23 protein-coding genes are annotated in these 24,412 nt (G+C 68.8%); 10 read left to right on the top strand and 13 right to left on the bottom strand.

The window, feature by feature from the left end:
• Positions 1-25: 25 nt before the first annotated feature.
• Both ACLHG5_RS03755 and ACLHG5_RS03760 read right to left on the bottom strand, forming a co-directional pair.
• On the bottom strand, positions 26-844 hold the full coding sequence (locus ACLHG5_RS03755) for a type II CAAX prenyl endopeptidase Rce1 family protein (protein ID WP_411317903.1): 819 nt from the start codon (positions 842-844) through the stop codon (positions 26-28).
• A gap of 63 nt (positions 845-907) precedes the next feature.
• Positions 908-1,828, bottom strand: a complete 921-nt coding sequence (locus ACLHG5_RS03760) for a J domain-containing protein (RefSeq protein WP_411315533.1) — start codon at positions 1,826-1,828, stop codon at positions 908-910.
• A gap of 209 nt (positions 1,829-2,037) precedes the next feature.
• On the opposite strand from ACLHG5_RS03760, the gene ACLHG5_RS03765 reads away from it, so the two are divergent.
• The 4 genes from ACLHG5_RS03765 (at position 2,038) to ACLHG5_RS03780 (ending at position 7,626) form a co-directional block, all read left to right on the top strand.
• Complete coding sequence (locus ACLHG5_RS03765) at positions 2,038-2,349, top strand: hypothetical protein (protein WP_411317904.1); 312 nt, start codon at positions 2,038-2,040, stop codon at positions 2,347-2,349.
• 76 nt (positions 2,350-2,425) lie between these two features.
• Positions 2,426-4,888, top strand: a complete 2,463-nt coding sequence (locus tag ACLHG5_RS03770; RefSeq protein ID WP_411317905.1) for a phosphoketolase — start codon at positions 2,426-2,428, stop codon at positions 4,886-4,888.
• Positions 4,889-4,908: 20 nt separating this feature from the next.
• Positions 4,909-5,388: a PPOX class F420-dependent oxidoreductase gene (locus tag ACLHG5_RS03775; RefSeq protein WP_411315530.1), complete on the top strand. Its 480-nt coding sequence runs from the start codon at positions 4,909-4,911 to the stop codon at positions 5,386-5,388.
• Between the two features lie 54 nt (positions 5,389-5,442).
• On the top strand, positions 5,443-7,626 hold the full coding sequence (locus ACLHG5_RS03780; RefSeq protein ID WP_411317906.1) for a DEAD/DEAH box helicase: 2,184 nt from the start codon (positions 5,443-5,445) through the stop codon (positions 7,624-7,626).
• 36 nt (positions 7,627-7,662) lie between these two features.
• Here the strand turns inward: ACLHG5_RS03780 and ACLHG5_RS03785 are convergent, their stop codons facing one another.
• The 8 genes from ACLHG5_RS03785 to ACLHG5_RS03820 all read right to left on the bottom strand — a co-directional run bounded on the left by ACLHG5_RS03785 (position 7,663) and on the right by ACLHG5_RS03820 (position 14,287).
• The gene (locus ACLHG5_RS03785) at positions 7,663-8,364 is read right to left on the bottom strand and encodes an NADPH-dependent F420 reductase (RefSeq protein WP_411317907.1); all 702 of its coding nucleotides are present in this window, start codon (positions 8,362-8,364) and stop codon (positions 7,663-7,665) included.
• 136 nt (positions 8,365-8,500) lie between these two features.
• Positions 8,501-9,217 carry a DUF4166 domain-containing protein gene (locus ACLHG5_RS03790; RefSeq protein WP_411315527.1) on the bottom strand — a complete coding sequence of 239 codons (717 nt, stop codon included), beginning with the start codon at positions 9,215-9,217 and terminating at the stop codon, positions 8,501-8,503.
• Entirely contained in the window at positions 9,214-9,822 is a 609-nt protein-coding gene (locus tag ACLHG5_RS03795; RefSeq protein ID WP_411317908.1) for an SRPBCC family protein, read from the bottom strand. The genes ACLHG5_RS03790 and ACLHG5_RS03795 overlap by 4 nt, the downstream gene beginning before the upstream one ends.
• Positions 9,823-9,824: 2 nt before the next feature.
• Positions 9,825-10,364: a hypothetical protein gene (locus ACLHG5_RS03800; protein ID WP_411317909.1), complete on the bottom strand. Its 540-nt coding sequence runs from the start codon at positions 10,362-10,364 to the stop codon at positions 9,825-9,827.
• Positions 10,361-10,588 (bottom strand): helix-turn-helix transcriptional regulator, encoded by a 228-nt coding sequence (locus tag ACLHG5_RS03805; protein ID WP_411317910.1) that lies wholly within the window; start codon positions 10,586-10,588, stop codon positions 10,361-10,363. The genes ACLHG5_RS03800 and ACLHG5_RS03805 overlap by 4 nt, the downstream gene beginning before the upstream one ends.
• Before the next feature lie 100 nt (positions 10,589-10,688).
• Positions 10,689-11,828, bottom strand: a complete 1,140-nt coding sequence (locus ACLHG5_RS03810; RefSeq protein ID WP_411315523.1) for a bifunctional 2-methylcitrate synthase/citrate synthase — start codon at positions 11,826-11,828, stop codon at positions 10,689-10,691.
• A gap of 45 nt (positions 11,829-11,873) precedes the next feature.
• Complete coding sequence (gene prpB, locus ACLHG5_RS03815) at positions 11,874-12,773, bottom strand: methylisocitrate lyase (protein WP_411315522.1); 900 nt, start codon at positions 12,771-12,773, stop codon at positions 11,874-11,876.
• On the bottom strand, positions 12,773-14,287 hold the full coding sequence (locus ACLHG5_RS03820; protein WP_411318406.1) for an MmgE/PrpD family protein: 1,515 nt from the start codon (positions 14,285-14,287) through the stop codon (positions 12,773-12,775). Before ACLHG5_RS03820 ends, prpB begins: the two co-directional genes overlap by 1 nt.
• A 196-nt stretch (positions 14,288-14,483) precedes the next feature.
• Here ACLHG5_RS03820 and ACLHG5_RS03825 point away from each other — a divergent pair, with 196 nt between their 5' ends.
• The 5 genes from ACLHG5_RS03825 (at position 14,484) to ACLHG5_RS03845 (ending at position 19,153) form a co-directional block, all read left to right on the top strand.
• Positions 14,484-14,831, top strand: coding sequence for a DUF485 domain-containing protein (locus tag ACLHG5_RS03825; protein ID WP_411317911.1), 348 nt, complete (start codon positions 14,484-14,486; stop codon positions 14,829-14,831).
• Positions 14,828-16,444 carry a cation acetate symporter gene (locus ACLHG5_RS03830; protein WP_411315520.1) on the top strand — a complete coding sequence of 539 codons (1,617 nt, stop codon included), beginning with the start codon at positions 14,828-14,830 and terminating at the stop codon, positions 16,442-16,444. The genes ACLHG5_RS03825 and ACLHG5_RS03830 overlap by 4 nt, the downstream gene beginning before the upstream one ends.
• A 390-nt stretch (positions 16,445-16,834) precedes the next feature.
• Entirely contained in the window at positions 16,835-17,638 is an 804-nt protein-coding gene (locus ACLHG5_RS03835) for an amino acid ABC transporter substrate-binding protein (RefSeq protein WP_411317912.1), read from the top strand.
• A 65-nt stretch (positions 17,639-17,703) separates the two neighbouring features.
• On the top strand, positions 17,704-18,372 hold the full coding sequence (locus ACLHG5_RS03840; RefSeq protein WP_411315518.1) for an amino acid ABC transporter permease: 669 nt from the start codon (positions 17,704-17,706) through the stop codon (positions 18,370-18,372).
• Positions 18,359-19,153, top strand: a complete 795-nt coding sequence (locus ACLHG5_RS03845; RefSeq protein ID WP_411315517.1) for an amino acid ABC transporter ATP-binding protein — start codon at positions 18,359-18,361, stop codon at positions 19,151-19,153. Before ACLHG5_RS03840 ends, ACLHG5_RS03845 begins: the two co-directional genes overlap by 14 nt.
• A 4-nt stretch (positions 19,154-19,157) precedes the next feature.
• Here the strand turns inward: ACLHG5_RS03845 and ACLHG5_RS03850 are convergent, their stop codons facing one another.
• Both ACLHG5_RS03850 and ACLHG5_RS03855 read right to left on the bottom strand, forming a co-directional pair.
• Positions 19,158-22,121 carry an AAA family ATPase gene (locus ACLHG5_RS03850; RefSeq protein WP_411318407.1) on the bottom strand — a complete coding sequence of 988 codons (2,964 nt, stop codon included), beginning with the start codon at positions 22,119-22,121 and terminating at the stop codon, positions 19,158-19,160.
• A gap of 2 nt (positions 22,122-22,123) precedes the next feature.
• Positions 22,124-23,278 (bottom strand): exonuclease SbcCD subunit D, encoded by a 1,155-nt coding sequence (locus tag ACLHG5_RS03855; protein WP_411315516.1) that lies wholly within the window; start codon positions 23,276-23,278, stop codon positions 22,124-22,126.
• A 105-nt stretch (positions 23,279-23,383) separates the two neighbouring features.
• Between ACLHG5_RS03855 and ACLHG5_RS03860 the strand changes: the two genes are divergently transcribed.
• Positions 23,384-23,602 carry a YozE family protein gene (locus tag ACLHG5_RS03860; protein ID WP_411315515.1) on the top strand — a complete coding sequence of 73 codons (219 nt, stop codon included), beginning with the start codon at positions 23,384-23,386 and terminating at the stop codon, positions 23,600-23,602.
• A 31-nt stretch (positions 23,603-23,633) separates the two neighbouring features.
• On the opposite strand, the gene ACLHG5_RS03865 is transcribed toward ACLHG5_RS03860, so the two are convergent.
• Positions 23,634-24,242: a DUF1992 domain-containing protein gene (locus ACLHG5_RS03865; protein WP_411318408.1), complete on the bottom strand. Its 609-nt coding sequence runs from the start codon at positions 24,240-24,242 to the stop codon at positions 23,634-23,636.
• Positions 24,243-24,412 lie beyond the last annotated feature (170 nt).

Below are 24,412 nucleotides of genomic sequence, written 5' to 3' on the forward strand. Positions count from 1 at the left end.
GCGCGCGCGCAGCGCACGGCAGACGTCAATAGATGAAGATCGGGAGCCACTCGCGATTGTGCGCGTGCACGAGCACGAGAAACACGACGAGGTCGAAGAGCAAGTGCACGCACACGACGTAGGTGAGCGATTTGGTGCGCGAGAAGATGAAACCCTGCAGGAGCGCGAAGGGGATGGTGAGGGCGGGGCCCCAGCTGCGGTATCCGAGCTCCCACAGGAACGAGACGAAGATGATCGCCTGCAGCACGTTCGCTTGCCACATCGGAAAGTGGCGCCGGAAGACCGCGAAGATCGTGCAGATGAAGAACAGCTCGTCCCACAGTCCCACGGCGTTGACGCCGACGAAGAGTCGCGCGAGTTCGTCGGGAGCGCGGATGGCCGGCCAGTTCTCGTAGGACCCCGACCCGATGAAGTAGAAGGGCAGGATGGCCCATCCGAGAAAGAGCACGAGCGCGAGGTAGGTGCGCTCGAACGTCGACCACTTCTTTCCGGTGCGCACCGGGAAGACGATCGTGCGATGCCGGTAGACGTAGCGGTCGATGACGAACGGCACGGCGACCGCGAGCGTCAGCACCGTGCCCATGATGAGGATGTTGAGGTAGCTGATGTCGGCTTCGAGCGAGATCGTGCTGATGATGAGCAGCCCCACGGCGATGAGCGCGAGGTCTTTGCCGAGCTCGCGATCGACGAGGAATGCGGCCGCGAGACTCACGAACAGGGTGATGTAGCCCACGGTCGTGAATTGCACGGCGAACAGCAGAACCGCGGATGCGCACATCCCGAGGGCGGGGAGCAACTTCCACGACAGGCGCGGCAGGGTTTCTGTGGCGAGAGTCGTTGTCACTCCACAAGCATGCCATCCCGGTCGCCACGCGACCTGGGCCGCCGCGTCACCTCGGCCGCCGCGTCAGGGTGCGACGAAGCGCACACCAGACTGCAGGCGCGTGCGCACCTCGAAGAGCTCGGTGCCGCCGTAGAGGGGCGAGTCCGGCAGGCCGTCGCGCAAGAGGATCGGCAGGTGCGATTGCCGCACCGCGACCGTCTGGGCACCGCGGGACTTGCCGAGCACGAAGAACGCCTCCTCGAGGGCGTCGTCGGGGAGCACGATCGCGAGAACGGTGAACTTCACGCCGACCGCCTTGGAGATGATCTTGGCGCGTCGACCGAGCGACTCGAAGGGTTTCTCGCCCGCGAGGGCGTCTCCGATGAGTTCGCCGCGTCTCGGGCGCGCCGGCCCGCCGAAGTCCTCCGACAGCACCGCGAACAGTCCGGTCGGCCCGAGGACGATGTGGTCGATCTTCTCGTCGGGAGCTCCCGTCGCCACATCGTGCCACGCCGTGAACCCGATGCCGAGATCGGTGAGGGCACGAGCGGTCGCCTCTTCGGCGAGGGCATCGGCGAGGATGTGGCGGATCTCGCGCGGGGCGCTCGCGACGAGCGCGGGGTCGTAGGGATCCTCGACGACGGCCCCCCGCCCGGCCCACTCGCGGATGAGGGTCAGGTAGCGCTCGCGCCGCCAGCCCCCGGGATGCCCGTAGGAGCGCGCGCGCGGTCGCGTGTCGGTGGGCTTCGACGACGTGCGCGGGGTCGCCCACGAATGGGGTTCCTCCCGCGTGGCTCCGACGCGGTCGTAGATCGCCCGGCCGGCGGGGGTGCCGATGCGCTCCCACGCGGTCTGCACGGCGTTGAATCTCGCCGCGTCTCCCCCGGTGTCAGGGTGCGCCTCGCGGAGCGCGCGCCGGTAGGCGCGCTTGAGCTCGTCGTCGGTCGCGGTGGGCGCGACGCCGAGCACCTCGTAAGGTGTCGCCGAAATCGGGCTGTCAGGCATCCGTGTCTTCCGGGTCTCGCGGGGAACGGTGCTCCGGCGCGTCAGGCAATGGGTCGTGAGCGACTTTATCGAAGCGAACCTGGGTCGCCCGTGCTCGCTCGGCTCCGGGTCGCGGCAGGCCCGCGCCGGATTCTGACGCGAATGGGGGGCAGAGGGTGCCGCCACAGCAGCGTAGTGTTGCCTCGAACCGTATTCGTTGGGGGACATCGATGGTTATCAACACGGCAACTCTGGATCGGGCTCGGGGCCTCGATCGTCACGACTCCGCTGGGCGCGCCAGCGTCGCGCCTCCCGCACGAGCACGCTCCGTCGTCGCTCGGCGCAACGCGCGGGTGCTCGCCGACGTCAACACCCGACTGACGAGCCCGCTCGTCGGCATCGCGCTCCTCCTCGCTTTCGCGATCGTGAGCGCTCTCGGTCTCGGCCCCGTCGCGGTGTTCGCCGTCGGGGCAGCGGTCATTCTGTGGACCGTCGGGTTCGCACAGCGCCTCTCGCTTCGCGGGGAGACCGCTCGGCGCTGAGCCGACGCAACCCCTGTTTCGTCGAACGCCCCGGTCGTAGGGTGAGGCTCATCGCCGCCCACCGACCGGGAGAGCCATGAGCTTCGCACCAACAGCAGCACCAGCAGCGTCACCGTCGTCGATCGACCCGAGCGCGCTCGACGCGATCGATGCACGGTGGCGGGCGGCGAACTACCTCTCCGTCGGTCAGATCTACCTGCTCGACAACCCGCTGCTCACCGAGCCGCTCCATCGAGATCACGTCAAGCGCCGGTTGCTCGGACACTGGGGCACCACTCCCGGGCTCAATTTCGTCTGGGCACACCTCGACCGCATCATCCGCGAGCGCGAGCAAGCAGCCCTCTTCATCGCCGGGCCCGGCCACGGCGGCCCGGGGGTCGTCGCCAACGCGTGGCTCGACGGAACCTACAGCGAGCTCTACCCCGACGTGCCGCAGACGGCCGAGGGGATGCGCGCGCTGTTCCGGCAGTTCTCCTTTCCCGGCGGAATCCCGAGCCACGCGTCCCCCGAGACGCCGGGGTCGATCCACGAGGGAGGCGAGCTCGGTTATGCCCTCTCACACGCCTACGGCGCGGCGTTCGACAATCCCGATCTGCTCGTCGCGGCGGTCGTGGGCGACGGTGAAGCCGAGACGGGGCCGCTCGCGACGAGCTGGCTCTCGAACACCTTCGTCAATCCCCTCGCCGACGGCGTCGTGCTTCCGATCCTGCACCTCAACGGCTACAAGATCGCGAACCCCACGATCCTCGCGCGGATGCCCGAGTCGCAGTTGCTCGACCTCATGCGCGGCTACGGTCACTCCCCCCACATCGTGTCGGGGGGATTCGACGGAGAAGACCCGGTCGCGGTGCACGCTCGCATGGCCGCGACACTCGACACGGTGCTCGACGAGATCGCGGAGATCAAGGCCGCGGCGGCAGCAGGCACTCTCGAGGGGCAAGCCCGCTGGCCGATGATCATCCTCCGCACTCCCAAGGGGTGGACCTGCCCGTCGGAGATCGACGGACTCCAGGTCGAGGGCACCTGGCGGGCGCACCAGGTGCCGCTCGCGAGCGCCCGCGACACCGTCGAGCACACGCGCGTGCTCGAAACGTGGATGAGGTCGTACCGCCCCGACGAGCTCTTCGGCCCCGACGGGGTCCCGAACGAGACGATCGTCGCGGCGACCCCCGAGGGCGACCTGCGGATGAGTGCGACGCCGCACGCGAACGGCGGTCGTCTGCGCCGCCCCCTCGAGCTCACCGACTTCCGCGAGCACGGAGTCGACGTGCCGGCGCCGGGCGAGACATCCGCGTCGCCCACCGGGGTCGTCGGCGACTGGCTCGCGACGGTCGTGCGCGACAACCCGCACACGTTCCGGCTCTTCGGGCCGGACGAGACCGCATCCAACCGTCTGCAGGGCGTCTACGCCGAGACCGACAAGCAGTGGTCGAGCGAGATCCTCCCCCTCGACGAGCACCTCGCGCGCGCGGGCCGCGTGATGGAGGTGTTGAGCGAGCACCAGTGCCAGGGCTGGCTCGAGGGCTATCTCCTGAGCGGGCGCCACGGGCTCTTCAGCTGCTACGAGGCGTTCGTGCACATCGTCGACTCGATGGTCAACCAGCACGCCAAGTGGCTCGAATCGTCGGCGGACATCCCGTGGCGCGAGCCCGTCTCGTCACTCAACTACCTGCTCACCTCGCACGTGTGGAGGCAGGACCACAACGGCTTCAGCCACCAGGATCCGGGCTTCATCGACCACGTCATGAACAAGAAGCCCGACGTCGTGAGGGTCTACCTGCCGCCGGATGCCAACACCCTCCTCTCGACGATGGACCACTGCTTGCGCTCGACCGACTACGTCAACGTCGTCGTCGCGGGCAAACAGCCGAGTGGAGCCTGGCTCTCGATGAACGACGCCATCGAGCACTGCGCGAGGGGACTCGGGGTCTGGGAGTGGGCGAGCAGTGAGCGTGACGGCGGCGAACCCGACGTCGTGCTCGCGTGCGCGGGCGACGTGCCGACGCTCGAGGCGCTCGCCGCGGCCGCACTCCTGCGCGAGCACGTTCCCGAACTCGCGGTGCGATTCGTCAACGTCGTCGACCTCATGCGCTTGCAAGACGAGACCCAGCACCCGCACGGGCTCGCGAGCGACGCGTTCGACGCGGTGTTCCCTCCCGGGCGCCCGGTGATCTTCGCCTATCACGGCTACCCCGCGCTCATCCATCGCCTGACCTACCGGCGCACGGGCCACGACGACATCCACGTGCACGGTTTTCTCGAGGAGGGCACCACGACGACGCCGTTCGACATGGTCATGATGAACAGGCTCGACCGGTATTCGCTCGTGATCGACGTGATCGATCGGGTCGACGGCCTCGCCGCTCGCGCCCCCGACGCGCGGCAGCGGATGGTGGATGCCCGCGACCGCGCGCATCGCTACACGCGCGAGTTCGGCGTCGACATCCCGGAGGTCGCGGACTGGCAGTGGTCGGCGGACGGTGCCGGGCATCAGCAGTCGGAGTCGGCGGGCGACGACACGCAGGGCGACAACGACTGACCGGCGCGTAGCCTGGGCGGATGGCCAGAAGCATCGCAACGAACACCCCCGTCGACCTCGACGGTGTGCTCGAGTTCATCCGCCCGCGGCACCGCATGCTCGTGTCGACGACACGTTCCGACGGCAGGCCGCAGATCTCGCCCGTGTCGGGAGGAGTGGACGACGACGGCCGCATCGTGATTTCGACCTACCCCGGCCGGGCGAAGACGCGCAACCTCGAACGCGACCCGAGGGCGAGCGTTCTCGTGCTCTCGGACGACTGGAACGGCGCGTGGGTGCAGGTCGACGGCGACGCCGAAGTCATCACGATGCCCGCGGCCGCCGACGCCCTCGTCGACTACTACCGCGCGATCGCGGGCGAGCACCCCGACTGGACCGAGTATCGCGAGGCGATGACCCTGCAGAACAAGGCGCTCATCCGCATCACACCGACCCGATGGGGACCGATCGCGACCGGCGGTTTCCCGGCGGATGTCGCGGCGCGACTCGACGGTCGGTAGGTACTGACGGTCGGTGGCTACTGACAGTCGGTAGCTACTGACAGGCTGGATGGCATGACGGACACCCCCGCGACATCCGCCCGCCCCGACACCCGCACCGAGGCGCTCGGCATCCTGCGCGCCCTCGTCGGGCGCGACGACGTCGACTTTCACGAGGGCCAGTTCGACGCCATCGAGACCCTCGTCGACCGTCGGCGTCGCGCTCTCGTCGTGCAGCGCACCGGGTGGGGCAAGTCGGCCGTCTACTTCGTCTCCACCCTCCTTCTGCGCCGGCGCGGAGCCGGGCCGACCATCCTCGTCTCACCCCTGCTCGCCCTCATGCGCGACCAGGTGGCCGCCGCCGAGCGGGCGGGGGTTCGCGCGCTCGCCATCAACTCGACGAACGCGCACGAGTGGTCGGATGTGCTCGACGCCCTCCGTGCCGACGAGGTCGACGTGCTCCTCGTCTCGCCCGAGCGACTCAACAACCCCTCGTTCCGTGATGAACAGCTCCCGGCCCTCGTCGATCGCGCCGGGCTCCTCGTCGTCGACGAGGCGCACTGCATCTCCGACTGGGGTCACGACTTCCGCCCCGACTACCGCCGTTTGCGCGACCTCATCGCGCAGTTGCCCTCGGGGGTGCCCGTGCTCGCGACGACCGCCACGGCCAACGAGAGGGTCGTCGCCGACGTCGCCGAACAACTCGACAGCGAGCACGACGGGGCGGGCGAGAGGGCGAGCCAGGCCCCACCTGCGCCCGGGGTCGTGACGATCCGCGGCCCGCTCGCGAGAGCGTCGCTGCGTCTCGGGGTGCTGAGGTTGCCCGACGCCCGAAGCCGCCTCGCGTGGCTTCTCACCCACCTGGCAGCGCTCCCGGGGAGCGGCATCATCTACGCCCTCACCGTTTCGGCGGCCGAAGACACCGCGCGCTTGCTGCGCGACGCGGGCCACGACGTGCACGCCTACACGGGGCGCACCGACACGGCCGATCGCGAAACCCTCGAGGGCAGGCTCAAGTCGAACGACCTCAAGGCTCTCGTCGCGACGAGCGCGCTCGGCATGGGGTTCGACAAGCCCGACCTCGGTTTCGTCGTGCACCTCGGTGCCCCCTCCTCCCCCGTGGCCTACTACCAGCAGGTCGGGCGTGCGGGGAGAGCCACGGCGAATGCCGACGTTCTGCTTCTGCCGGGAACCGAGGATGCCGCGATCTGGCAGTATTTCGCGACAGCGTCGATGCCCGTCGAGTCGCGCGCCCGCGCCGTGATCGACGCGCTCAGCGACACTCCCCTCTCGACCCCGGCGCTCGAAGCGCGCGTCGATGTGCGGCGCACCCCGCTCGAACTGCTGCTCAAAGTGCTCGACGTCGACGGCGCCGTCAAGCGCGTGCGCGGAGGGTGGGTGTCGACCGGCGCCCCGTGGCAGTACGACGCCGAACGCTACGCCCGCATCACCGAGGCCAGGGAGCGCGAACAGCAGTCGATGCTCGACTACGAGGCGTTGCCCGCGGGCCCCGAGGGGTGCCGCATGGCATTTCTCCAGAGGGCCCTCGACGACGCCACCGCGACACCGTGCGGCCGCTGCGACAACTGCGCCGGCCCCTGGTTCGAGGCCGACGTCGATTCGAGCGCGCGCGAGAGCGCGGCGGGCTCCCTCGACCGCGTCGGTGTCGAGATCGACCCGCGAGCACAGTGGCCGAGCGGCATGGACCGCCTCGGCGTCGCCGTGAAAGGCAACATCCCCGTCGGCGAACGGGCTGAGTCGGGCCGCGCCCTCGCGCGCCTCACCGACCTCGGCTGGGGAGGAACACTGCGCGAGATCTTCGCACCCGGCGCGGTCGACGCTCCCGCGACCCCCGCGCTCGTGGCCGCGTGCGTGCGCGTTCTCGCCGATTGGGGGTGGGCCGAGCGGCCCGTCGCCGTCGCGAGTGTGCCGTCTCGCCGACATCCGCAGCTCATCGAGTCGATCGCCCGAGGGCTCGCGGATGCCGGGCGCCTCGACTACCTGGGGCCGCTCGAGCTCCTCGGGGGCGGCCCCGAGGGCGACCCTGGGGGCAACAGCGCCTACCGGCTCGCGTCGGTGCGCGGACGATTCGGAGTGCCGGCGGGTGGGGTGCAGTCGGGTGGGGTGCCGACATCCGGCCCCGTGCTCCTCGTCGACGACCTCGTCGACAGCCGATGGACCATGACGGAGGCGGCGCGCACCCTCAGGCTCGCCGGGGCACCCGCGGTGTTGCCGTTCGCGCTCGCGGTGCGCGGCTGACGAAACGGGCCGGCTCGCCTCGGCCGGTGTCGCCGATCAGCTCTGATCGGAACGCGCTGCACCGATGAGCACACCGCGCTCGGTGGCGGGAAACCGCTCGAGGGCCGCCTCGATGTCGGCGCGCGGGAAGTTCGCCCCGAAGAGCTCGCTCCCGGGTTGCAGCGAGACGCTCTCGTGCAGGGTTCCGGCGATGACCGGGTCGAACCCCACTGCGTCGACGAGGCGCGCGACCTCGGCGAGAGCGTCATCATCGTCGCCCGCGATCGCCATCGCCCGTCGCCCGGGGGCGCCCGCGGGCTGGGGCCCCTCGTCGAGGTCGTGGTAGCCCATGTGACTGAACGCCTTGACGACGCGCGACCCGTTCAGGAATCTCTGCACGAGCTCGCTCGACGAGACGTCGACGCGCGCGAGGTCGTCGCGGATGCCATCGACCTCCCACCAGTAGTTCATGGCGTCGATGACGAGCGTGCCCTCCAGGAGGTCGCGGGGCACGCTGCGGTACTTGCCGAGCGGCAGGGCGAGGATGACGATGTCGGCGCGGCGGGCGACATCGTCTGCCGAGGTCGCGACCGCGCCGGGCACGAGCACCTCGATCGTGAGGGCGATGCGCGACGGGTCGCCGGATCCGGCGATGAGCACGGGATAGCCGGCCGCGAGAAAGAGCCGGCCGAGCACCGTGCCGACCTTGCCCGCTCCGAGGATCCCGATGACCGGGGGTTCGGCGACGGTGTCGGGCATGGTGGCTCTCCTCGGGTCGTGCCCGCGGGGTCGTGCCGCCGCGGATGTGCTGGTGGGGGCGTGCTGGTTGGGGCGGCGCCGCCCCGGGAGGGTGAACCGCGAAGCGCCGAAGCGCATTCCCGTTGCTAGCGCCGCATTACAGTCGGCGTTCGTGCCGTCGCGGCAGAAGGTGCTGCGGAGTAGTGTCCGCTGCGGGATACGACGCGGTGAAGCATCCCTCGTATCCGAAGAGAAAACCGAACACCCGATTTCTGACCTCGAGACTGATGCGGAACACCCCCGCTTCGGCATCCCAGCTCTCGCGGAGGTCGGCGCGACCGGAGAACACCATCGGAAAGCGAAATGCGAGGGGCCCCTCGTAGAAGCGCTGCGCCTCCGACCGCAAGTGCAGCGAGCCGTCGGCCTCGACGGTGAGATCGAGGTCGACGGCGAGATGCTGGTGCGTGCCGAGATAGTCGACGATGACACCGCGGTGCGGGTCGATGACCATCGTCGCGTCGAACCTGCTCGACCTCGCCTTGCCCGGCACCCGATACTCCCGCACGAAGGTCACGGTTTCTCGGCCGTGCGGGTCGAGGTAGGGGTAGTTCGAGATCGTGAACGGCACATCGTCGCCCACGTCGGCGATGAGGATGTTTCGCAGTTTTCCGATGTGCAGAAACGGAACGGTCCACCACGGCCCACGACGAACGCGCGTCATCACGCCGGTTCCGACCATCGCGTATCCCCCGTCGAGCGACACGCCGAAGCGCTTCTGCAACTCGGGGTGCAGTCTCGAGAAGTCGGCTCCGAGAGCGCGCGCGAAGACGGACCCGCGGGTGTCGTCGCCCGTCGTCGACAATCGGGTTCTCACGGCTGAGGCAGACCTTTCAGTGTCGCCGGAGCGTGACCCATCGGGTCGCGTCCGGGGGCTCGGATGACGCATCTCGACGCGCGGGGGCGATCACGGCGCCACACGGCGAGCACGCTCCAGCTCGGCCAGCGCTCCGGGGCGGTGCCCGTTTCTGCCCAGATGCGCAGACGATCGAACGACCACGCCGTCATCCACAGCACGAGAGGCCGCAGAGCGCGATCGACCAGAGGTCCGAAACCGGGCTCGTAGTCGTAACCCGTGATGAATCGCACTCCGCCGTCGACGGGAACGTATCGCCAGTACCCCTGCCCCGATCGCAGGGGCGACAGGCGGTCGGTCGTCGTGAACTTCAGCGCGGAGGTGCGTGTTCCGTCTGACCGGATCTTCTCGCCGATCGACGTGCCGGTACCTCGGATCGTGTGCCCGGGCAGTCGACGCTCGTAGTCGAACCGGTACCCGCCATCGGCGAGGTCTCCTGCGGGCGCGATACGACTGAAGCGCACATCCCACCGGGTGTGCTGTGACGGATTCTGCGTCAGCCCCCACACGGTGTCGACGTCGGCGCGGACGAACGTCTCGACGTAGAGAGCCCTGTTGCGACTCATCATCACCCTCGCGAATCGCGACGGGCGGCCGCGCGTCGATACCCGACGAGCGCACCCACGATCGCTGCGAGACCCCCGAGCATTCCGCCGACTACCGCGCCCTGAGCCATGCCCCCGAAGAAACCCTCGCCGGGGGTGACGTCGAGTGTCGGTGTCGGCAGGATCGGCTGGCCGGTGAACACCGTGACGGCCATCGCAGCGAAGGTGAGCACCATTCCGGCGCCGAGGATCACGAACGTGCGGGTCGTCGACCTGTCGCCCGCGTTCTCGGCCATGGCGCGGATGTCGACCCCGTGCTGCTTCGCGTACCACTGCGCGGCGGCGGACGGGAGGATCGTCATGGCCAGGAGCGCGACAGCGACGATCAGATACCCGACGGTCGAGGCGATCACCGCGAGAGCGAGGCTGAGGTAGATGCCCATGGTCAGGCCGAACGAACTCGCCTCCATGAACACGGCCTTCTCGCGTTCGTCGCCGTAGGCCGGGTTGTCGAGGTCCATGGCTCGTTCGGCTAGCCGGCTGAGTCGAGATTGACGTGTCATCGGTCGTCTCCTGTGTCGTCGGTGAAGAGTTCTTCCACGGTGCCCTCGAGAGCACGAGCGATGCGCAGCGCGAGATAGACCGACGGGGCGTAGTCGCCCTGTTCGATCGCGATGATCGTCTGTCGACTCACGTTCACGCGTGACGCGAGCTCAGCTTGCGTCAGTCGCACGAGGGTGCGGCGCTCTCGCACGGGCGAGGGTGTCGGCGACTGTCGAGGGGTCATGGCTCGATGTTAGGGATAGTTGACATTGAATGTCAATGATATTTGACACTGACGATCGCGGCTCGGTGCAGACGAGCACCGTTGCGGCACGATCCGAGGCTCACGGCACGGGGCGCTCGTCGGGTCCGGAGTAGAGCGAGAGCGGGCGGATGAGCGCGTTGGCGGCTCGCTGCTCCATGATGTGCGCCGTCCACCCGGTCACTCTCGCCGCGACGAAGAGGGGGGTGAACGCCGCCGTGTCGAACCCCATGAGGTGGTAGGCGGGGCCCGACGGGTAGTCGAGGTTCGGCTTGATGTTCTTCGCGTCGTCCATCGCCGTTTCGAGGGCGGTGTAGAGGTCGAGGATGTCCGCCCGGTCGTAGTGCTCGACGAGGCGGTCGAGCGCCGCTCTCATGGTCGGCACGCGCGAGTCGCCGTTCTTGTAGACGCGATGCCCGAAGCCCATGATCTTGCGCTTCGCCGCGAGCGACGCGGTGAGCCAGGCGTCGACGCGCTCGGGTGCGCCGTCTCCGACCCCGATCTCGTCGAACACGTGCATGACCGCCTCGTTGGCTCCACCGTGCAGCGCGCCCTTGAGGGCTCCGATCGCTCCGGTCACCGCGGAATGCAGGTCGCTCAGAGTCGAGGTGATGACCCGCGCCGTGAACGTCGACGCGTTGAAGGAGTGCTCGGCGTAGAGGATCATCGACACGTCGAACGCCTCGACGACGACCGGATCGGGAACGACGCCGAACGTCATGTGCAAGAAGTTCTCGCTGTACCCGAGGTCGACGCGCGGCTCGATGGCCTCGAGTCCGTGACGTCGGCGGTGGTCGAACGCGATGATCGCCGGGAGCTTCGCGAACAGCGCCATCGACTTTTCGAGCTCGGCCTCCGGGGACTCGTCTGCGGTGGTCGGGTCGACCGCACCGATGACGCTTACTGCCGTGCGCACGACATCCATCGGGTGGGAGTCGAGCGGCAGAGCGTCGATGACGACCCTGATGGCGGGGTCGAGGGTGCGGTTCGCGCGCTCGGCCGCGCTGAAGGCGTCACGCTGCTCGTCCGTCGGCAGCTCGCTGTGCCAGAGGAGATAGGCGACCTCCTCGAACGAGCACGACGCCGCGAGCTCCTGCACCGGGTAGCCGCGGTACAGCAGCGAGTTCGTGTCGGGGTTGACCTTCGAGATCGCCGTCGTGTCGACGACAACACCCGCGAGCCCCTTCTTGATGTCGATGGTGCTGACGGCGCTGTCGGTCATCGTGTTCTCCTGGCCTGTGGGGGATGCGGGGGCGGTGTCGGAACGCTAGCGCTCGACGGTGAAGTCGAAGATCGTCGAGTCGAACGCCGTGTAGCCCCGGTAGTCGACGAGGTCGTAGAGGTCGGCGCGGTGCTGCATCTCGCCGAGCTTCGACGTGAGCGAGCCCTCGGTCGTGATCGTCTCGAGTGCCCGTTCGGATGCCCCCATCGCGATGCGCAAGAGCGACACCGGCCAGATGACGATGTTGATTCCGACCGACGCGAGCTGTTCGGTCGTGAAGAGCTCGCTCTTGCCGAACTCGGTCATGTTCGCGAGGATCGGCACGTCGACGGCTGCTCGCATCGCCGCGAACTCGTGGAGCGTCGCCATCGCCTCGGGGAAGATCGCATCCGCTCCCGCGTCGACGAGTGCTTTGGCCCGGTCGACGGCCGCGTCGAGACCGTCGATCGCCCGGATGTCGGTGCGCGCCATGATGAGGAAGTTGTCGTCGCGACGGGCATCCCTGGCCGCACGGATGCGACCGACCGCGGTCTGCTCGTCGACGACCTGTTTGCCGTCGAGGTGCCCGCAGCGCTTCGGGTTCACCTGGTCTTCGATGTGCAGGCCGCCGAGACCGGCGTCTTCGAGCTCGTGCACCGTGCGCGCGACGTTCATGGGTTCACCGAACCCGGTGTCGGCGTCGATGATCGTCGGCAGGTCGGTCATGCGCGCGATCTGGCGGCCGCGCGTCGCGACCTCGGTGAGCGTCGTGAGACCGATGTCCGGAAGTCCGAGGTCGGCCGCGATGACCGCACCCGAGATGTAGACGCCGTCGAAGCCGCTGCGCTCGATGAGCCGCGCCGAGAGGGGGTTGAACGCTCCCGGAAAACGCAGCAGCTCACCTGTCGAGAGTCGTTCGCGAAACAGCCGTCGCTTCTCGTGTGCGGCCACGGTCGAGTACAGCATCAGAAGAGTCCCTTCGGGGTCGGGAGCGCCTCGAGCAGCCCCGCGCGAGCGGTGATGCTGAGGCCGTCGAGCTCGTCCGACCGCAAGTGCGGCAAGCGTTCGGCGACGTCGAGAAAGCGGTCGATCTCGTCGTCGTCGAGGATGTCGGCGGCGAGCGTGCGGAACTTGGTCACGTAGTCGGCGCGAGAGAACGGCCTCGCCCCGAGCGGGTGGGCGTCGGCGACGGCGAGTTCGTCGACGATCGTCGATCCGTCGGTGAGCGTGATCTCGACACGGCCGCCGAACGCTTTCTCGGCGGGATCGATGGAGTGGTAGCGCCGGGTCCACTCCGGGTCTTCGCGCGTCGTCACGCTCCTCCAGAGTGCGACCGTGTCGGTGCGCGCGGCGCGCTCGGGAGTGTAGGAGTCGACGTGGTGCCACGAGCCGTCCTGCAGCGCGACCGCGAAGATGTAGGGGATCGAGTGGTCGAGGGTCTCGCGCGACGCCGTCGGGTCGTACTTCTGCGGATCGTTGGCGCCCGACCCGATAACGGTGTGCGTGTGGTGCGACGTCGCGATGACGATCGACCTGACCGCGCCGGGAGCGAGTACCTCGGGGTGTTCACGATGCAGTTTGCGGGCGAGGTCGATGAGCGCTTGGGCCTGGTATTCGGCCGAGTGCTCTTTCGTGTAGGTGTCGAGGATGCCCCGCTTCGGCTCCCCCGGTGCGGGAAGCGAGACCTCGTATCGCGCGTCCGGACCCCCGAGAAGCCACGCGATGACGCCGTCCTCGCCCTCGTAGATCGGGGTCGGGCTCGACTCGCCCCGCATCGCCCGGTCGACCGCCTCGACGGCGGCCTTGCCCGCGAGCGCCGGGGCGTGGGCCTTCCAGCTCGAGATCTCGCCCTTGCGGGATTGCCGCGTCGCGGTCGTCGTGTGCAGAGCCTGACCGACCGCCTGGAAGATCGTCTCGACGTCGAGACCGAGGAGTGTGCCGATGCCCGCCGCGGCAGACGGACCGAGGTGGGCCACGTGGTCGATCTTGTGCTCGTGCAGGCTGATGGCCTTGACGAGGTCGACCTGAATCTCGTAGCCGGTCGTGATCCCGCGCACGATGTCGCGACCCGTGAGTGCGCGCGCCGCCCCGAGGTGCTGAGCCACGGCCACGATCGCGGGGATGTTGTCGCCCGGGTGGGAGTACTCCGCGGCGAGGAAGGTGTCGTGGAAGTCGAGTTCGCGCACGGCCACGCCGTTCGCCCACGCGGCCCACTCGGGCGACGTGCGCGCGGAGGCAGCGGGGCCGAAGACCGTCGAACCCGCCCCGCCCGTCGAGGGGCCGTGAGCGAGAGCCTGCGATCGGGCGGATGTCACGGGGCGTCGGATGAGCGACGCGGCGGCGACCGCGGCGTTGTCGATCACGCGATTGACGACCATGTCGACGACGTCGCCGTCGGGATCGATCTGGTCGGTCGCGACGGTCGCGATCTTGTGGGCGAGCTGGTCGGGGCGATCGAGTCGCTCGTCGCTCCGGAACATCCGCACGGGGTGTGAGATCACGGTCGTCCTCCATCGGTGTCGGGCGCTGTCGACCCTACCGGACCCCCTCATCGCGCCCGAGGAGACAAGGTGGCGGAAGGAATTGACGGAATGTTCTCAGGAATCGGGTTCTGTGACCGATACTCGACTCACCGACGCGTCGGCGCACCACCACCATCGAGGCAAGGAGGCCCCCATGACTGATGTTCCTCTCGACGATCCCCCCGTTTCGAAAGTCGACTACCTCGCGGTGGCGCGATCGGAGACGTTCCTGCGACTCAAGAAGCGGCATCGGAGCTTCACCTTTCCGCTCGCCGTGTTCTTCATCCTCTGGTACTTCACGTTCGTGCTCCTCGCGGCGTATGCGCCCGACGTCATGGCGACACCCGTCATCGGCGACATCAACATCGGGCTCATCCTCGGCCTCGGCCAGTTCGTCACCACCTTCGCGATCACAATGGGCTACGTCGCCTTCGCGAACCGCAAACTCGACCCGCTGAGCGCACAGCTGCGCTCCGAGATGGAAGGGGTCGAGCGCTCATGATCCCGGTACTCGCCACCGCGTCACCGGCGACCGCGGAGAACAACCCCGTTCTCAACATGTCGGTCTTCCTCGCGTTCGTCATCGTGACCCTCTTCATCGTCATCAGGGTGGGCCGCAACAACAAGTCCGCAGCCGATTACTACGCTGGCGGGCGCTCGTTCACGGGCCCGCAGAACGGCTTCGCGATCGCGGGAGACTACCTCTCGGCGGCATCGTTCCTCGGCATCGTCGGGGCCATCGCCGTCAACGGCTACGACGGTTTCCTCTACTCCATCGGGTTCCTCGTCGCGTGGCTCGTGGCGCTTCTGCTCGTCGCCGAGCTCATGCGCAACACGGGCAAGTTCACGATGGCCGACGTCTTGTCGTTCCGTCTCAAACAGGGTCCCGTGCGTGTCGCCGCCGCGACGACCACCCTCGCCGTGTGCTTCTTCTATCTGCTCGCGCAGATGGCCGGTGCCGGCGGGCTCGTCTCGCTCCTGCTCGGCATCGACGACTCCCTCGGTCAGTCGATCGTCGTGACCGTCGTGGGGGTGCTCATGATCGTCTATGTGCTCGTCGGCGGCATGAAGGGCACGACGTGGGTGCAGATCATCAAGGCGTTCCTGCTCATCCTCGGCGCCGGGGCCATGACGATCTGGGTGCTCGCCCTCAACGGCTTCAACCTCACGACCCTGTTCGAGAGTGCGATCGCGGCATCGACGACGAGTCCACCGGAAGCCATCCTCGCGCCGGGACTCCAGTACGGCGCGAACCCCCTCGACTTCATCTCGCTCGCACTCGCGCTCGTGCTCGGCACCGCGGGTCTCCCCCACGTGCTCATGCGCTTCTACACGGTTCCGACCGCGAAGGAGGCGCGCCGGTCGGTCGTCTGGGCCATCTGGCTCATCGGCGGGTTCTACCTGTTCACCCTCGTGCTCGGCTACGGCGCCGCAGCGCTCGTGGGGTCGGAGACGATCCTCGCGGCCCCGGGAGGGGTCAACTCGGCCGCACCGCTGCTCTCGCTCGCGCTCGGTGGGCCCATCCTGCTCGGGTTCATCTCCGCGATCGCCTTCGCGACGATCCTCGCGGTCGTCGCCGGTCTCACGATCACGGCGGCCGCCTCGTTCGCGCACGACATCTACGGGAGTGTCATCAAGAAGGGGAAGACCGCGCCGGGTGCCGAGGTCAAGGTCGGGCGGCGCACGGTCGTCGTGATCGGGCTCCTCGCCATCGCCGGAGGCATCGGCGTGCAGGGTCAGAACATCGCGTTCCTCGTCGCCCTCGCGTTCGCCGTCGCGGCCAGTGCGAACCTGCCGACGATCCTCTACTCGCTGTTCTGGAAGAAGTTCACGACGCGCGGTGCCGTGCTGAGCATGTACGGCGGTCTCGGAACGGCGATCGTGCTGATCGTCTTCTCCCCCGTCATCTCGGGAACCGAGACCTCGATGCTCGGCGACGGCGTCGATTTCGCGATCTTCCCGCTCAACAACCCCGGCATCGTCTCGATCCCCGTGGGGTTCCTGCTCGGGTGGCTCGGATCGCTCGGTGCTCGCGAAGAAGACCCGCGCATCGCCGCGGAGATGTCGGTGCGCTCGCTCACCGGCCACGGTGCCGAGAAAGCGGTCGAGCACTGATCGCCTGATCGGGTCGCGACGCGGCAGAAAGAGAGAGAGCCGAGCATCCGGACGGATGCTCGGCTCTCTCGTCGTGGTCGACGCGGCTACGCGGACTTCGACTTGCTCGCGGCCTTGTCTTTCTTGTCTTGGCGCTTCTCTTTGAGCGACTTGCTCGCCGCGGTCTTGCTGCTCGAACTCTTCGGTGACTTGTCAGCCATGATGTCCTCCTTCGTCGGAGCTCGGTCGGCTCGTCTCCGAAGCGTAGCCCCCACCTCTCAGAACGTCGCGACTTCTCGCGTAACAGGAATTTCGATGCCACGCGCGGCCTTGTTACCGTCGGGTGGGCTTCCGCCCCGCCACCACCAGCCGCCGCGAGCGATCCTCGCTGCCGTCGCAGAAAGCTCCACCATGAGAACCAGGTTCCTCTCCCTCGCCGTCGCCGCAACCGCCGCCCTCGCGCTCGCCGGGTGCTCCACCGCGAGCAGCGACGAGACTGCGGAGGGCGACGACTCCCTCACCTCGGTGCAGGAATCCGGTGTGCTCACGATCGGCACCGAGGGCACCTACCGGCCGTTCTCCTTCCACGAAGACGGATCGGGCGAGCTCACGGGGTTCGATGTCGAGATCGCGACGGCCGTCGCCGAGGAGCTCGGTGTCGAGGCGCAGTTCGAGGAGACCCAGTGGGACGCCATCTTCGCGGGCCTCGAGGCCGGGCGCTTCGACGTCATCGCCAACCAGGTGTCGATCACCCCGGAGCGACTCGAGACCTACGTCTTCAGCGAGCCGTACACCTACTCCACGGGCGTCATCGTCGTGCCGACCGACGACGACTCGATCGATTCCTTCGAGTCGCTCGAGGGCAAGACGACGGCGCAATCGCTCACGAGCAACTGGAACACGCTCGCCGTCGAGAGCGGAGCGACCGTCGAGGGTGTCGAGGGCTGGGCGCAGTCGGTCGCGCTCGTCGAGCAGGGGCGCGTCGACGCGACCATCAACGACAAGCTGACCTTCCTCGACTACGAGCAGACCACCGGTGCCGACACGATCAAGATCGCCGCCGAGACCGAGGAGCAGTCCGAGAGTGCCTTCGCGCTCGCCGAGGGGAGCACCGAGCTCGCCGACGCGATCGACGAGGCGCTTGAGTCGCTGCGTGCCGACGGTACCCTCGCCGAGATCTCGGAGAAGTACTTCGGCGCCGACGTCACCGAGTAGTCTCCGACGATGACTGATGGCGAGATGACGGAGGCGTTCCGACGACCTCGCCCCCCGGTGTCGCGGTGAACGCCGACACCTGGCAGTTGATCCTCGACGCGTTCTGGCCGATCGTCGGCGGCGCGATCATGGGCACCATTCCGCTCGCCCTCGCGTCGTTCGCGATCGGTCTCGCCCTCGCTCTCGTCATCGCGCTCATGAGGCTCTCGCGCATTCGGGTCGTGTCGGGCATCGCGCGCGTCTACATCTCGCTCGTGCGGGGAACCCCTCTGCTCGTGCAGCTGTTCGTGATCTTCTACGGTCTCCCGTCGATCGGTGTCGTCATCGACCCGTGGCCGTGCGCGGTCATCGCCTTCTCGATCAACGTCGGGGGGTATGCCGCGGAGGTCATCCGCGCGGCCATCCTCTCGGTGCCGAAGGGCCAGTGGGAGGCGGCGCACATGGTGGGGATGTCGCGGCGCCTCGCCCTGCGGCGCATCATCCTCCCGCAAGCGGCGAGAGTGTCGGTGCCGCCGCTCTCGAACACGTTCATCAGCCTCGTGAAAGACACCTCGCTCGCGTCGCTCATCCTCGTGACCGAGCTCTTTCGCGAGGCCCAGCAGATCACCGCGTTCAGCGGGCAGTTCATGGTCATCTACCTCGAGGCGGCGCTCGTCTACTGGGTCATCTGCCTCGTGCTGTCGACCGGTCAGGACGCCCTCGAGAAGAGATTGGATCGGTATGTCGCCCACTGACGTCGACCCCCGCGGCTCCGACAGTGCCCCGGGCCCGCTGCTCACCGTGCGCGGCCTCGCGAAGACCTTCGGCACGACCGAGGTGCTCTCGTCGATCGATCTCACGCTCGAACGCGGCGGCGTGCTCACGCTCATCGGCGCGTCGGGGTCGGGCAAGACCACGATTCTGCGGTGCCTCAACGGACTCGAGATCGCGGATGCCGGCACCGTGAGTCTCGACGTCGAGACGATCGACTTCGGGGTGAAGCCTCACCCGCGTCGACTCGCGGCGCTGCGGGACTGCTCGGCGATGGTATTTCAGCACTACAACCTCTTTCCGCACAAGACCGTGCTCGACAACGTCATCGAGGGCCCCGTCGTCGTGCAGAAGCGCCCTCGAGCCGAGGTCGTCGCCGAGGCGGAGGCCCTGCTCGAGCGGGTGGGTCTCGCGCAGAAGCGCGACAGCTACCCGTTCGAGCTCTCGGGAGGTCAGCAGCAGCGCGTGGGCATCGTGCGCGCGCTCGCGTTGCGCCCCAAACTGCTGCTCTTCGACGAGCCGACCTCGGCGCTCGACCCTGAGCTCGTCGGCGACGTGCTCGGTCTCATCAAACAGCTCGCCTCGGAGGGCTGGACGATGGTCATCGTCACCCACGAGCTCGAGTTCGCGCGCGAGGTCGCGAGCGAGATCGCGTTCGTCGACGGCGGTCGCATCATCGAACGCGGAACCCCCGAGCAGGTGTTGCGGGCCCCGCAGCACGAGCGCACCCAGCGCTTTCTGCACCGCTTGCTGTTCCCGTTCTGAGGCCCTAGTCCGCTCGCGGGCCGTGCTCCTCGATGATGCTGTGGCCCGCGGCCGTCACGGTGATGCGCAGGGCCGCGGGGATCTGCTCCTTCATCGAGTCGACGTGGCTGATGAGCCCGATCGTGCGGCCGCCCGACCTCAAACCGTCGAGAGTGCTCATGGCGATCTCGAGGGTCTCCGAGTCGAGCGACCCGAAACCCTCGTCGACGAAGAGCGTGTCGAGCGCGACACCGCCCGCTCCCGCGGTGACGACCTCGGCGAGACCGAGCGCGAGGGCGAGGGAGGCGAGAAACGTCTCTCCGCCCGAGAGCGAGTTGGTGGGCCGAGTTCGCCCCGTGTGTTCGTCGCGGATGGCGATGCCGAGCCCGGCCTCGGTGTTGCGATACTGCTTCGCGTCGTCGAGTTCGAGGGTGTATCTCGCACTCGTCATCGTGCGCAAGCGACCGTTGGCGGCGTCGATGATCTCTTCGAGTCGCGCCGCGAGCACGTAGGTCTCGAGGCGCATTCGCTTGGTGTTCGGTTGATCGCCGTGCACGACCGCCGCGAGCTCCCGCACGAGAGCGTGCTCGTGTGCGAGACCCGCGGATGCCGCGCGCTCCCGGTCGACGTCGCCCACGAGCTGGCGCACGCCCGCCGCCCGTTCGCTCGCCGCCGTCCGACGAGCGAACGCGTCGTCGCGCTCCGTCTGCGCGGCGTCGGCGGACTCCCGCGGCGGGTCGAGGTCAACCGCGTCGATCGGGAGGCCCTGGAGCTCCGGGGAGTCGAGCACCGCGAGTGCCGCCGCGAGTTCGCCCTCGTGGGCGCGGATGCGATCCTCTGTCGTCTCGAGTTCGGCATCGGGGAGTCGGGCGGCGACGACGTCGTCGACGTCGTCGAAGTCCGATGCGGCGACGTGCTCGCCGAGGACCGTGTCGCTCGCGTCGGCGGTCGAGAGGGCGAGACCGACGGTGTCGCGCGCCGACACGAGCGCGCGCGCCCTGCCCACCACGAGTTCGAGCGCCTCGAGTCGAGCCGCGATCGACTCGAACTCGCCCCGGTGCTCGACGAGCCGCGTGGCGATGTCCGTCATCCGGGTCGTCGCCGCGCCGAGAGCGGTGACGGCGGCGTCGCGCGCGAGGCGGTCCCGCTCGATCGCGTGTGTGACGGCGTCGAGCTCATCGACACGCGAGGCGCGCTCGGCCGAACACGTCGCGACGTCGTCCGCCGCCGCGGTCGCGGTCGTGAGCGCCGCCTCGGCGTCGGCGAGCTCGGACTCGAGGTCGCCGAGGTCGCGCCCGCCGGACTCGGCGGCCGCGGCATCCCTCGCCCGCACCGCCTCGGCGACGACCGCACTGGCGGTCTCGAACTCCCTCCGCTCGTCGTCTGCGGCGAGCCGCGCGGCGTCGAGCGCGGTGTCGCTCACGGCGGCGACATCGCTCACCGCAGGAGCCGGATGGTCGCGCGAGCCGCACACGGCGCACGGCTCACCGCTCTCGAGGGTCGCGGCGAGGGCCACCGCTTGACCGCTGAGTCTCGCGGAGAGGAGGTCGTCGAACGCCGTCACGGTGTCGCGGTGGCGCCGGCTCGCGAGCACCTCGAGTTCGCGCGCTGTCGCGAGGCGGCTTTCGCCGTCGAGAGCACGGTGGGCCGCGGCGATGGCCGCGGTGAGTCGCGCGACCGTCTCGCGGTGGTCGGGAAGGCGCGCGGCCACCGCGGTGAGCGACACGATGCGCTCGTCGAGGTGGTCGATCACGGCGGGCAGGCTCTCGCGCGATGCCGTCGATTCGTCGAGGCGGCTCTGCGCCGAGGCGACCTCCCGCTCGAGCCCGGGGATGCTCGCGGTGAGGTCGTCGACGGCGCGCTCGTCGTCGAGGCCCGAGCGTGCCGACCCGATGGTCTCGAGCAGCGCGTCGACGACGGTCGAGTCGACGGTGGCGGGGTCGCCGTTCACCCCGAACGCCGCATCGCGACGCCACTGTTCTTCGGCTCGAGCCAGTGCGGCCCACGCGTCGTCGAGGCGCTGCTGTGCCGCGCGAGCGGTCTCGACGTGCGGCCACACGAGGGCGGCCCGCCGCGCTCGAGAGACGACCCGTCTCTCGGCCTCGACGGCGTCCGCGCGCGACTGCAGGCGCGTTCGCCGCGAGAGCGCCTCGGCGCGACGGTCTTGACGCTCGCGCGTGGCCGTGGCCTCGGTGAGAGCATCCGCGGCGGTGCGCCAGACGGCATCCGCGGCTGTCGCGAGCGAGTCGGCGAGCGAGACCGCGGCGTCGACGGTGGTGACCGCCGACTCGAACCACTCCGCGGGCGCGGGGCTCGACGGCGCGTCGAGCCCGAGTTGCGCGGCGAGTCGCGCCGCGTGGCCGTCGATCGCCGCCGTGATGGCCTCGAGCTCGGTGTCGAGCACGCGCCGGCGAGCGAGAAGCGACGACTCGAGCTGCTCGAACCTCGCGGTCGCGAAGAGGGTGCGCAGAACGGCGCGACGCTCTTCGGTCTTGGCGAGCAGGAATCTCTGGAAGCGGTTCTGGGCGAGCAGGATCACCTGCAGAAACTGGTCTTGCTTGAGAGGCAGAACGCTCGCGAGTTCGTGGCCGACATCCACGGGTTTCGCGGCGATGCCGCGCCATCCGTCTCCGTCGGCGATATCGAGGTGGGCGGTCGGCGGCGCGGTGGTCGTCCCCGAGCCTGAGCGCTTGGGTCTCTCGAACTTCGGAGTGCGGTGAACGCGGTAGCGCTCGGTGCCGATCGAGAATTCGAGCTCGACGAAGGTCGGGTCTTCGGCGCGGCAGTGGTCGCTGCGCAGGCTCGAGTCACTCGCCTCGTAGCGCGGCACGGACCCGTAGAGCGCGAAACACACGGCGTCGAGGATGCTCGACTTGCCCGCACCGGTCCTGCCGGAGATGAGGAAGATGCCGTCGTCGTCGAAAGCCTCGAAATCGACGGTCTGCTCGTCGCGGAAAGGACCGAAACCGGCGACACGCAAGGCGAGCATCTTCACGACGGGACCCTCTCCCCCTCGATCTCGCGGAGTGCCGCCGAGACGATCTCGGTCTCCGGCTCCGAGAGCCCCACTCCCCCGCGCACGAACTCCACGAAGTCGGCGACGATCTCCCGATCGCTCTTCGCGACGAGTCGGTCCCGGTAGCGGGCGTCGTCGTCGACGCGGTGCGGCGGGCGGTGCTCGAGGGCGACGCAGTGCGCGAATCGCGCCTGCAGAGCCCGCATCGCGTCGAGTGGTCGCTTCGGGTCGGTCAGTATCGCTTTGACCCAGTCGCCCGCTCGGGACTCGAGCGTCGGGTCGACGAGGATCTGTGCGAGCTCGCCCGTGACCTCGACGAGAGCCCGAGGCACCGGGAGGTCGACCCAGTCGACACTCGACAGCCCCGCGGCGTCGAGCTCGACGAGCCACGCTCCCCGGGGCTTCCCCGCCTCGGCGAACGAGTAGTGCAGGGGCGCACCCGAGTAGCGCACCCGGTCGGAGATCGTGGATCGCCCGTGGATGTGCCCGAGTGCCACGTAGTCCGGTCCGTCGAAGACCGCCGCGGGAACGAGGTCGATGCCGCCCGCGGTGATGTCCCGTTCGACGTCGCTCGCGGTGACCCCCGCCGCGAAACAGTGCGAGAGCACGACCGAGCGCGTGGGACTCGCGCGCTCGGCGAGGTCGCGGCGCACCCGCGCCATCGCGAACTCGAGCGCCGCGGTGTGGGTGCTGACGTCGTCGTCGGGATAGTGGTGTCTGATGAGCGCGGGCTCGAGAAACGGGATGCCGTAGATCGCCACGTCGCCGTGCTCGTCGGCGACGACGACGGGCCTGTCGAGGTCTTCGTGACGCGTGAGCACGTGGACTCCGGCCTCGCCCGCCCACTCCGCTTGAAACCCGAGGCGCGTCGCCGAGTCGTGGTTGCCGCTCGTGACGACCACGCGCGCGCCCGCGGAACGGATGGCGCGCAGGGTGTCGCTCAGCACGCCGTAGGCATCGGCCGACGGCATCGCCGAGTCGAAGACATCCCCCGACACGAGCACGACGTCGACCCCGCGGCCCCGCACCTCGGCGACGAGGGCCTCGAGAACGACACGCACGTGCTCGAGAGTCGGATGGGTGTGGAATGTGCGACCGATGTGCCAATCCGACGTGTGGAGCAACTTCATGGATGTCACGGTAACCCGTATCACCGACACCCCCGGTCGCGGCAGCCCTCCCGCTCTCAGGTCGACACGAGCAGACTGGGGCTTTACGACGAAAGGAATGTCACCATGACAGAGAGCTTCCGCGACTGGCTGCTCGAGCAGGCCGAACGACCGGACGAGGTCGGCGAGCTCGCCGGGTCGGTCAAAGACGACGCGCTCTTTCCCGAGCACGGCGGCAAGGCGATCTACGACGGCTATTTCAGCGCCGACTCGCAGTCGCCCGAATCGCACGCCGCATTCGAGCGCGCGTGGGACGAGTTCGAGGGAACCCCCATCGGTTCCTGACCCCCGCTGGTCCGCTCGCCGGGTTCTCGAGTCACCGCTTCCCCGGTGATCGGGACCGCAGAACGCGCCGCCGCTCCCGCCGGCTCAGTGCCGCCAACGCTTCGGCGTCTCGCTCACGCTCGGCCGCGGCGGCGCGTTCGCGTTCGGATCGCCTCTCACTCCACCGGGCGACCTCGCTGTCGATGTCGCGCGTGGCCGTGACGACGGGCGGCCCCCCGAGCAGTTGCCGTCGTGCTTCGACGATGCGCGCGTTGAACTCCGTGAGGGCCTCGCGCACGGCGTGCTCCGACACCATCGCGTCGAGCCGGTCGTCGAGTGCCGCGTTCTCGGAGCGCAGGGTCAGCGCCGGCGGTCCGAGGCCCGTGAGCTTCTCGCGCTCGATCTTGCGTCGGATCCACCAGTCGGGGTCGTGCGTTCCCGAACCGAGGTCGAGGGGTTTGCCCGCCCCCGGGAGGTTGTCGAAGTCCCCGCGCCGCATCGCCTGCTGCAGCGCCATCTCGACGAAGTGCGCGCGCTCCTGCATGCCCGGAGCCCCCGCATCGCCCGAAGGGTCGCGAGGAGGCGCGTCAGTCGTCGCGTCGGTCGTCCCGTCGGTGGCCCCGGCAGGGCCGCCTTCCGCATCGGCTCCCGCATCCTTCATGTCGGAGTCGAGTCTGTCGAGCCGGTAGCGCGCGGCCGTGATCCGCGCGTCTGCGCCCGCTCCGCTCTCCTCCACCGTGCGAGCCTAGGAACGCTCACTGGATGTTGAGTGGACGGTCGCGCGAGCGAGGTCGGCGAGGAGAGGCGCCCACGGCGTTGTTCCCGGGTGCT

This window comes from Marisediminicola sp. LYQ85, assembly GCF_046600695.1.
Lineage (GTDB): Bacteria > Actinomycetota > Actinomycetes > Actinomycetales > Microbacteriaceae > Marisediminicola.

Bases quoted from the DNA above. Each gene is read 5' to 3' on its own strand.
- ACLHG5_RS03800 (WP_411317909.1), bottom strand. From the start codon at position 10,364: ATGACACGTCAATCTCGACTCAGCCGGCTAGCCGAACGAGCCATGGAC.
- ACLHG5_RS03780 (WP_411317906.1), top strand. From the start codon at position 5,443: ATGACGGACACCCCCGCGACATCCGCCCGCCCCGACACCCGCACCGAG.
- ACLHG5_RS03830 (WP_411315520.1), top strand. From the start codon at position 14,828: ATGATCCCGGTACTCGCCACCGCGTCACCGGCGACCGCGGAGAACAAC.
- ACLHG5_RS03850 (WP_411318407.1), bottom strand. From the start codon at position 22,121: ATGCTCGCCTTGCGTGTCGCCGGTTTCGGTCCTTTCCGCGACGAGCAG.
- ACLHG5_RS03805 (WP_411317910.1), bottom strand. From the start codon at position 10,588: ATGACCCCTCGACAGTCGCCGACACCCTCGCCCGTGCGAGAGCGCCGC.
- ACLHG5_RS03775 (WP_411315530.1), top strand. From the start codon at position 4,909: ATGGCCAGAAGCATCGCAACGAACACCCCCGTCGACCTCGACGGTGTG.
- ACLHG5_RS03860 (WP_411315515.1), top strand. From the start codon at position 23,384: ATGACAGAGAGCTTCCGCGACTGGCTGCTCGAGCAGGCCGAACGACCG.
- ACLHG5_RS03820 (WP_411318406.1), bottom strand. From the start codon at position 14,287: ATGTTCCGGAGCGACGAGCGACTCGATCGCCCCGACCAGCTCGCCCAC.
- ACLHG5_RS03795 (WP_411317908.1), bottom strand. From the start codon at position 9,822: ATGAGTCGCAACAGGGCTCTCTACGTCGAGACGTTCGTCCGCGCCGAC.
- ACLHG5_RS03845 (WP_411315517.1), top strand. From the start codon at position 18,359: ATGTCGCCCACTGACGTCGACCCCCGCGGCTCCGACAGTGCCCCGGGC.
- prpB (WP_411315522.1), bottom strand. From the start codon at position 12,773: ATGCTGTACTCGACCGTGGCCGCACACGAGAAGCGACGGCTGTTTCGC.
- ACLHG5_RS03760 (WP_411315533.1), bottom strand. From the start codon at position 1,828: ATGCCTGACAGCCCGATTTCGGCGACACCTTACGAGGTGCTCGGCGTC.
- ACLHG5_RS03810 (WP_411315523.1), bottom strand. From the start codon at position 11,828: ATGACCGACAGCGCCGTCAGCACCATCGACATCAAGAAGGGGCTCGCG.
- ACLHG5_RS03765 (WP_411317904.1), top strand. From the start codon at position 2,038: ATGGTTATCAACACGGCAACTCTGGATCGGGCTCGGGGCCTCGATCGT.
- ACLHG5_RS03825 (WP_411317911.1), top strand. From the start codon at position 14,484: ATGACTGATGTTCCTCTCGACGATCCCCCCGTTTCGAAAGTCGACTAC.
- ACLHG5_RS03855 (WP_411315516.1), bottom strand. From the start codon at position 23,278: ATGAAGTTGCTCCACACGTCGGATTGGCACATCGGTCGCACATTCCAC.
- ACLHG5_RS03770 (WP_411317905.1), top strand. From the start codon at position 2,426: ATGAGCTTCGCACCAACAGCAGCACCAGCAGCGTCACCGTCGTCGATC.
- ACLHG5_RS03835 (WP_411317912.1), top strand. From the start codon at position 16,835: ATGAGAACCAGGTTCCTCTCCCTCGCCGTCGCCGCAACCGCCGCCCTC.
- ACLHG5_RS03785 (WP_411317907.1), bottom strand. From the start codon at position 8,364: ATGCCCGACACCGTCGCCGAACCCCCGGTCATCGGGATCCTCGGAGCG.
- ACLHG5_RS03865 (WP_411318408.1), bottom strand. From the start codon at position 24,242: ATGAAGGATGCGGGAGCCGATGCGGAAGGCGGCCCTGCCGGGGCCACC.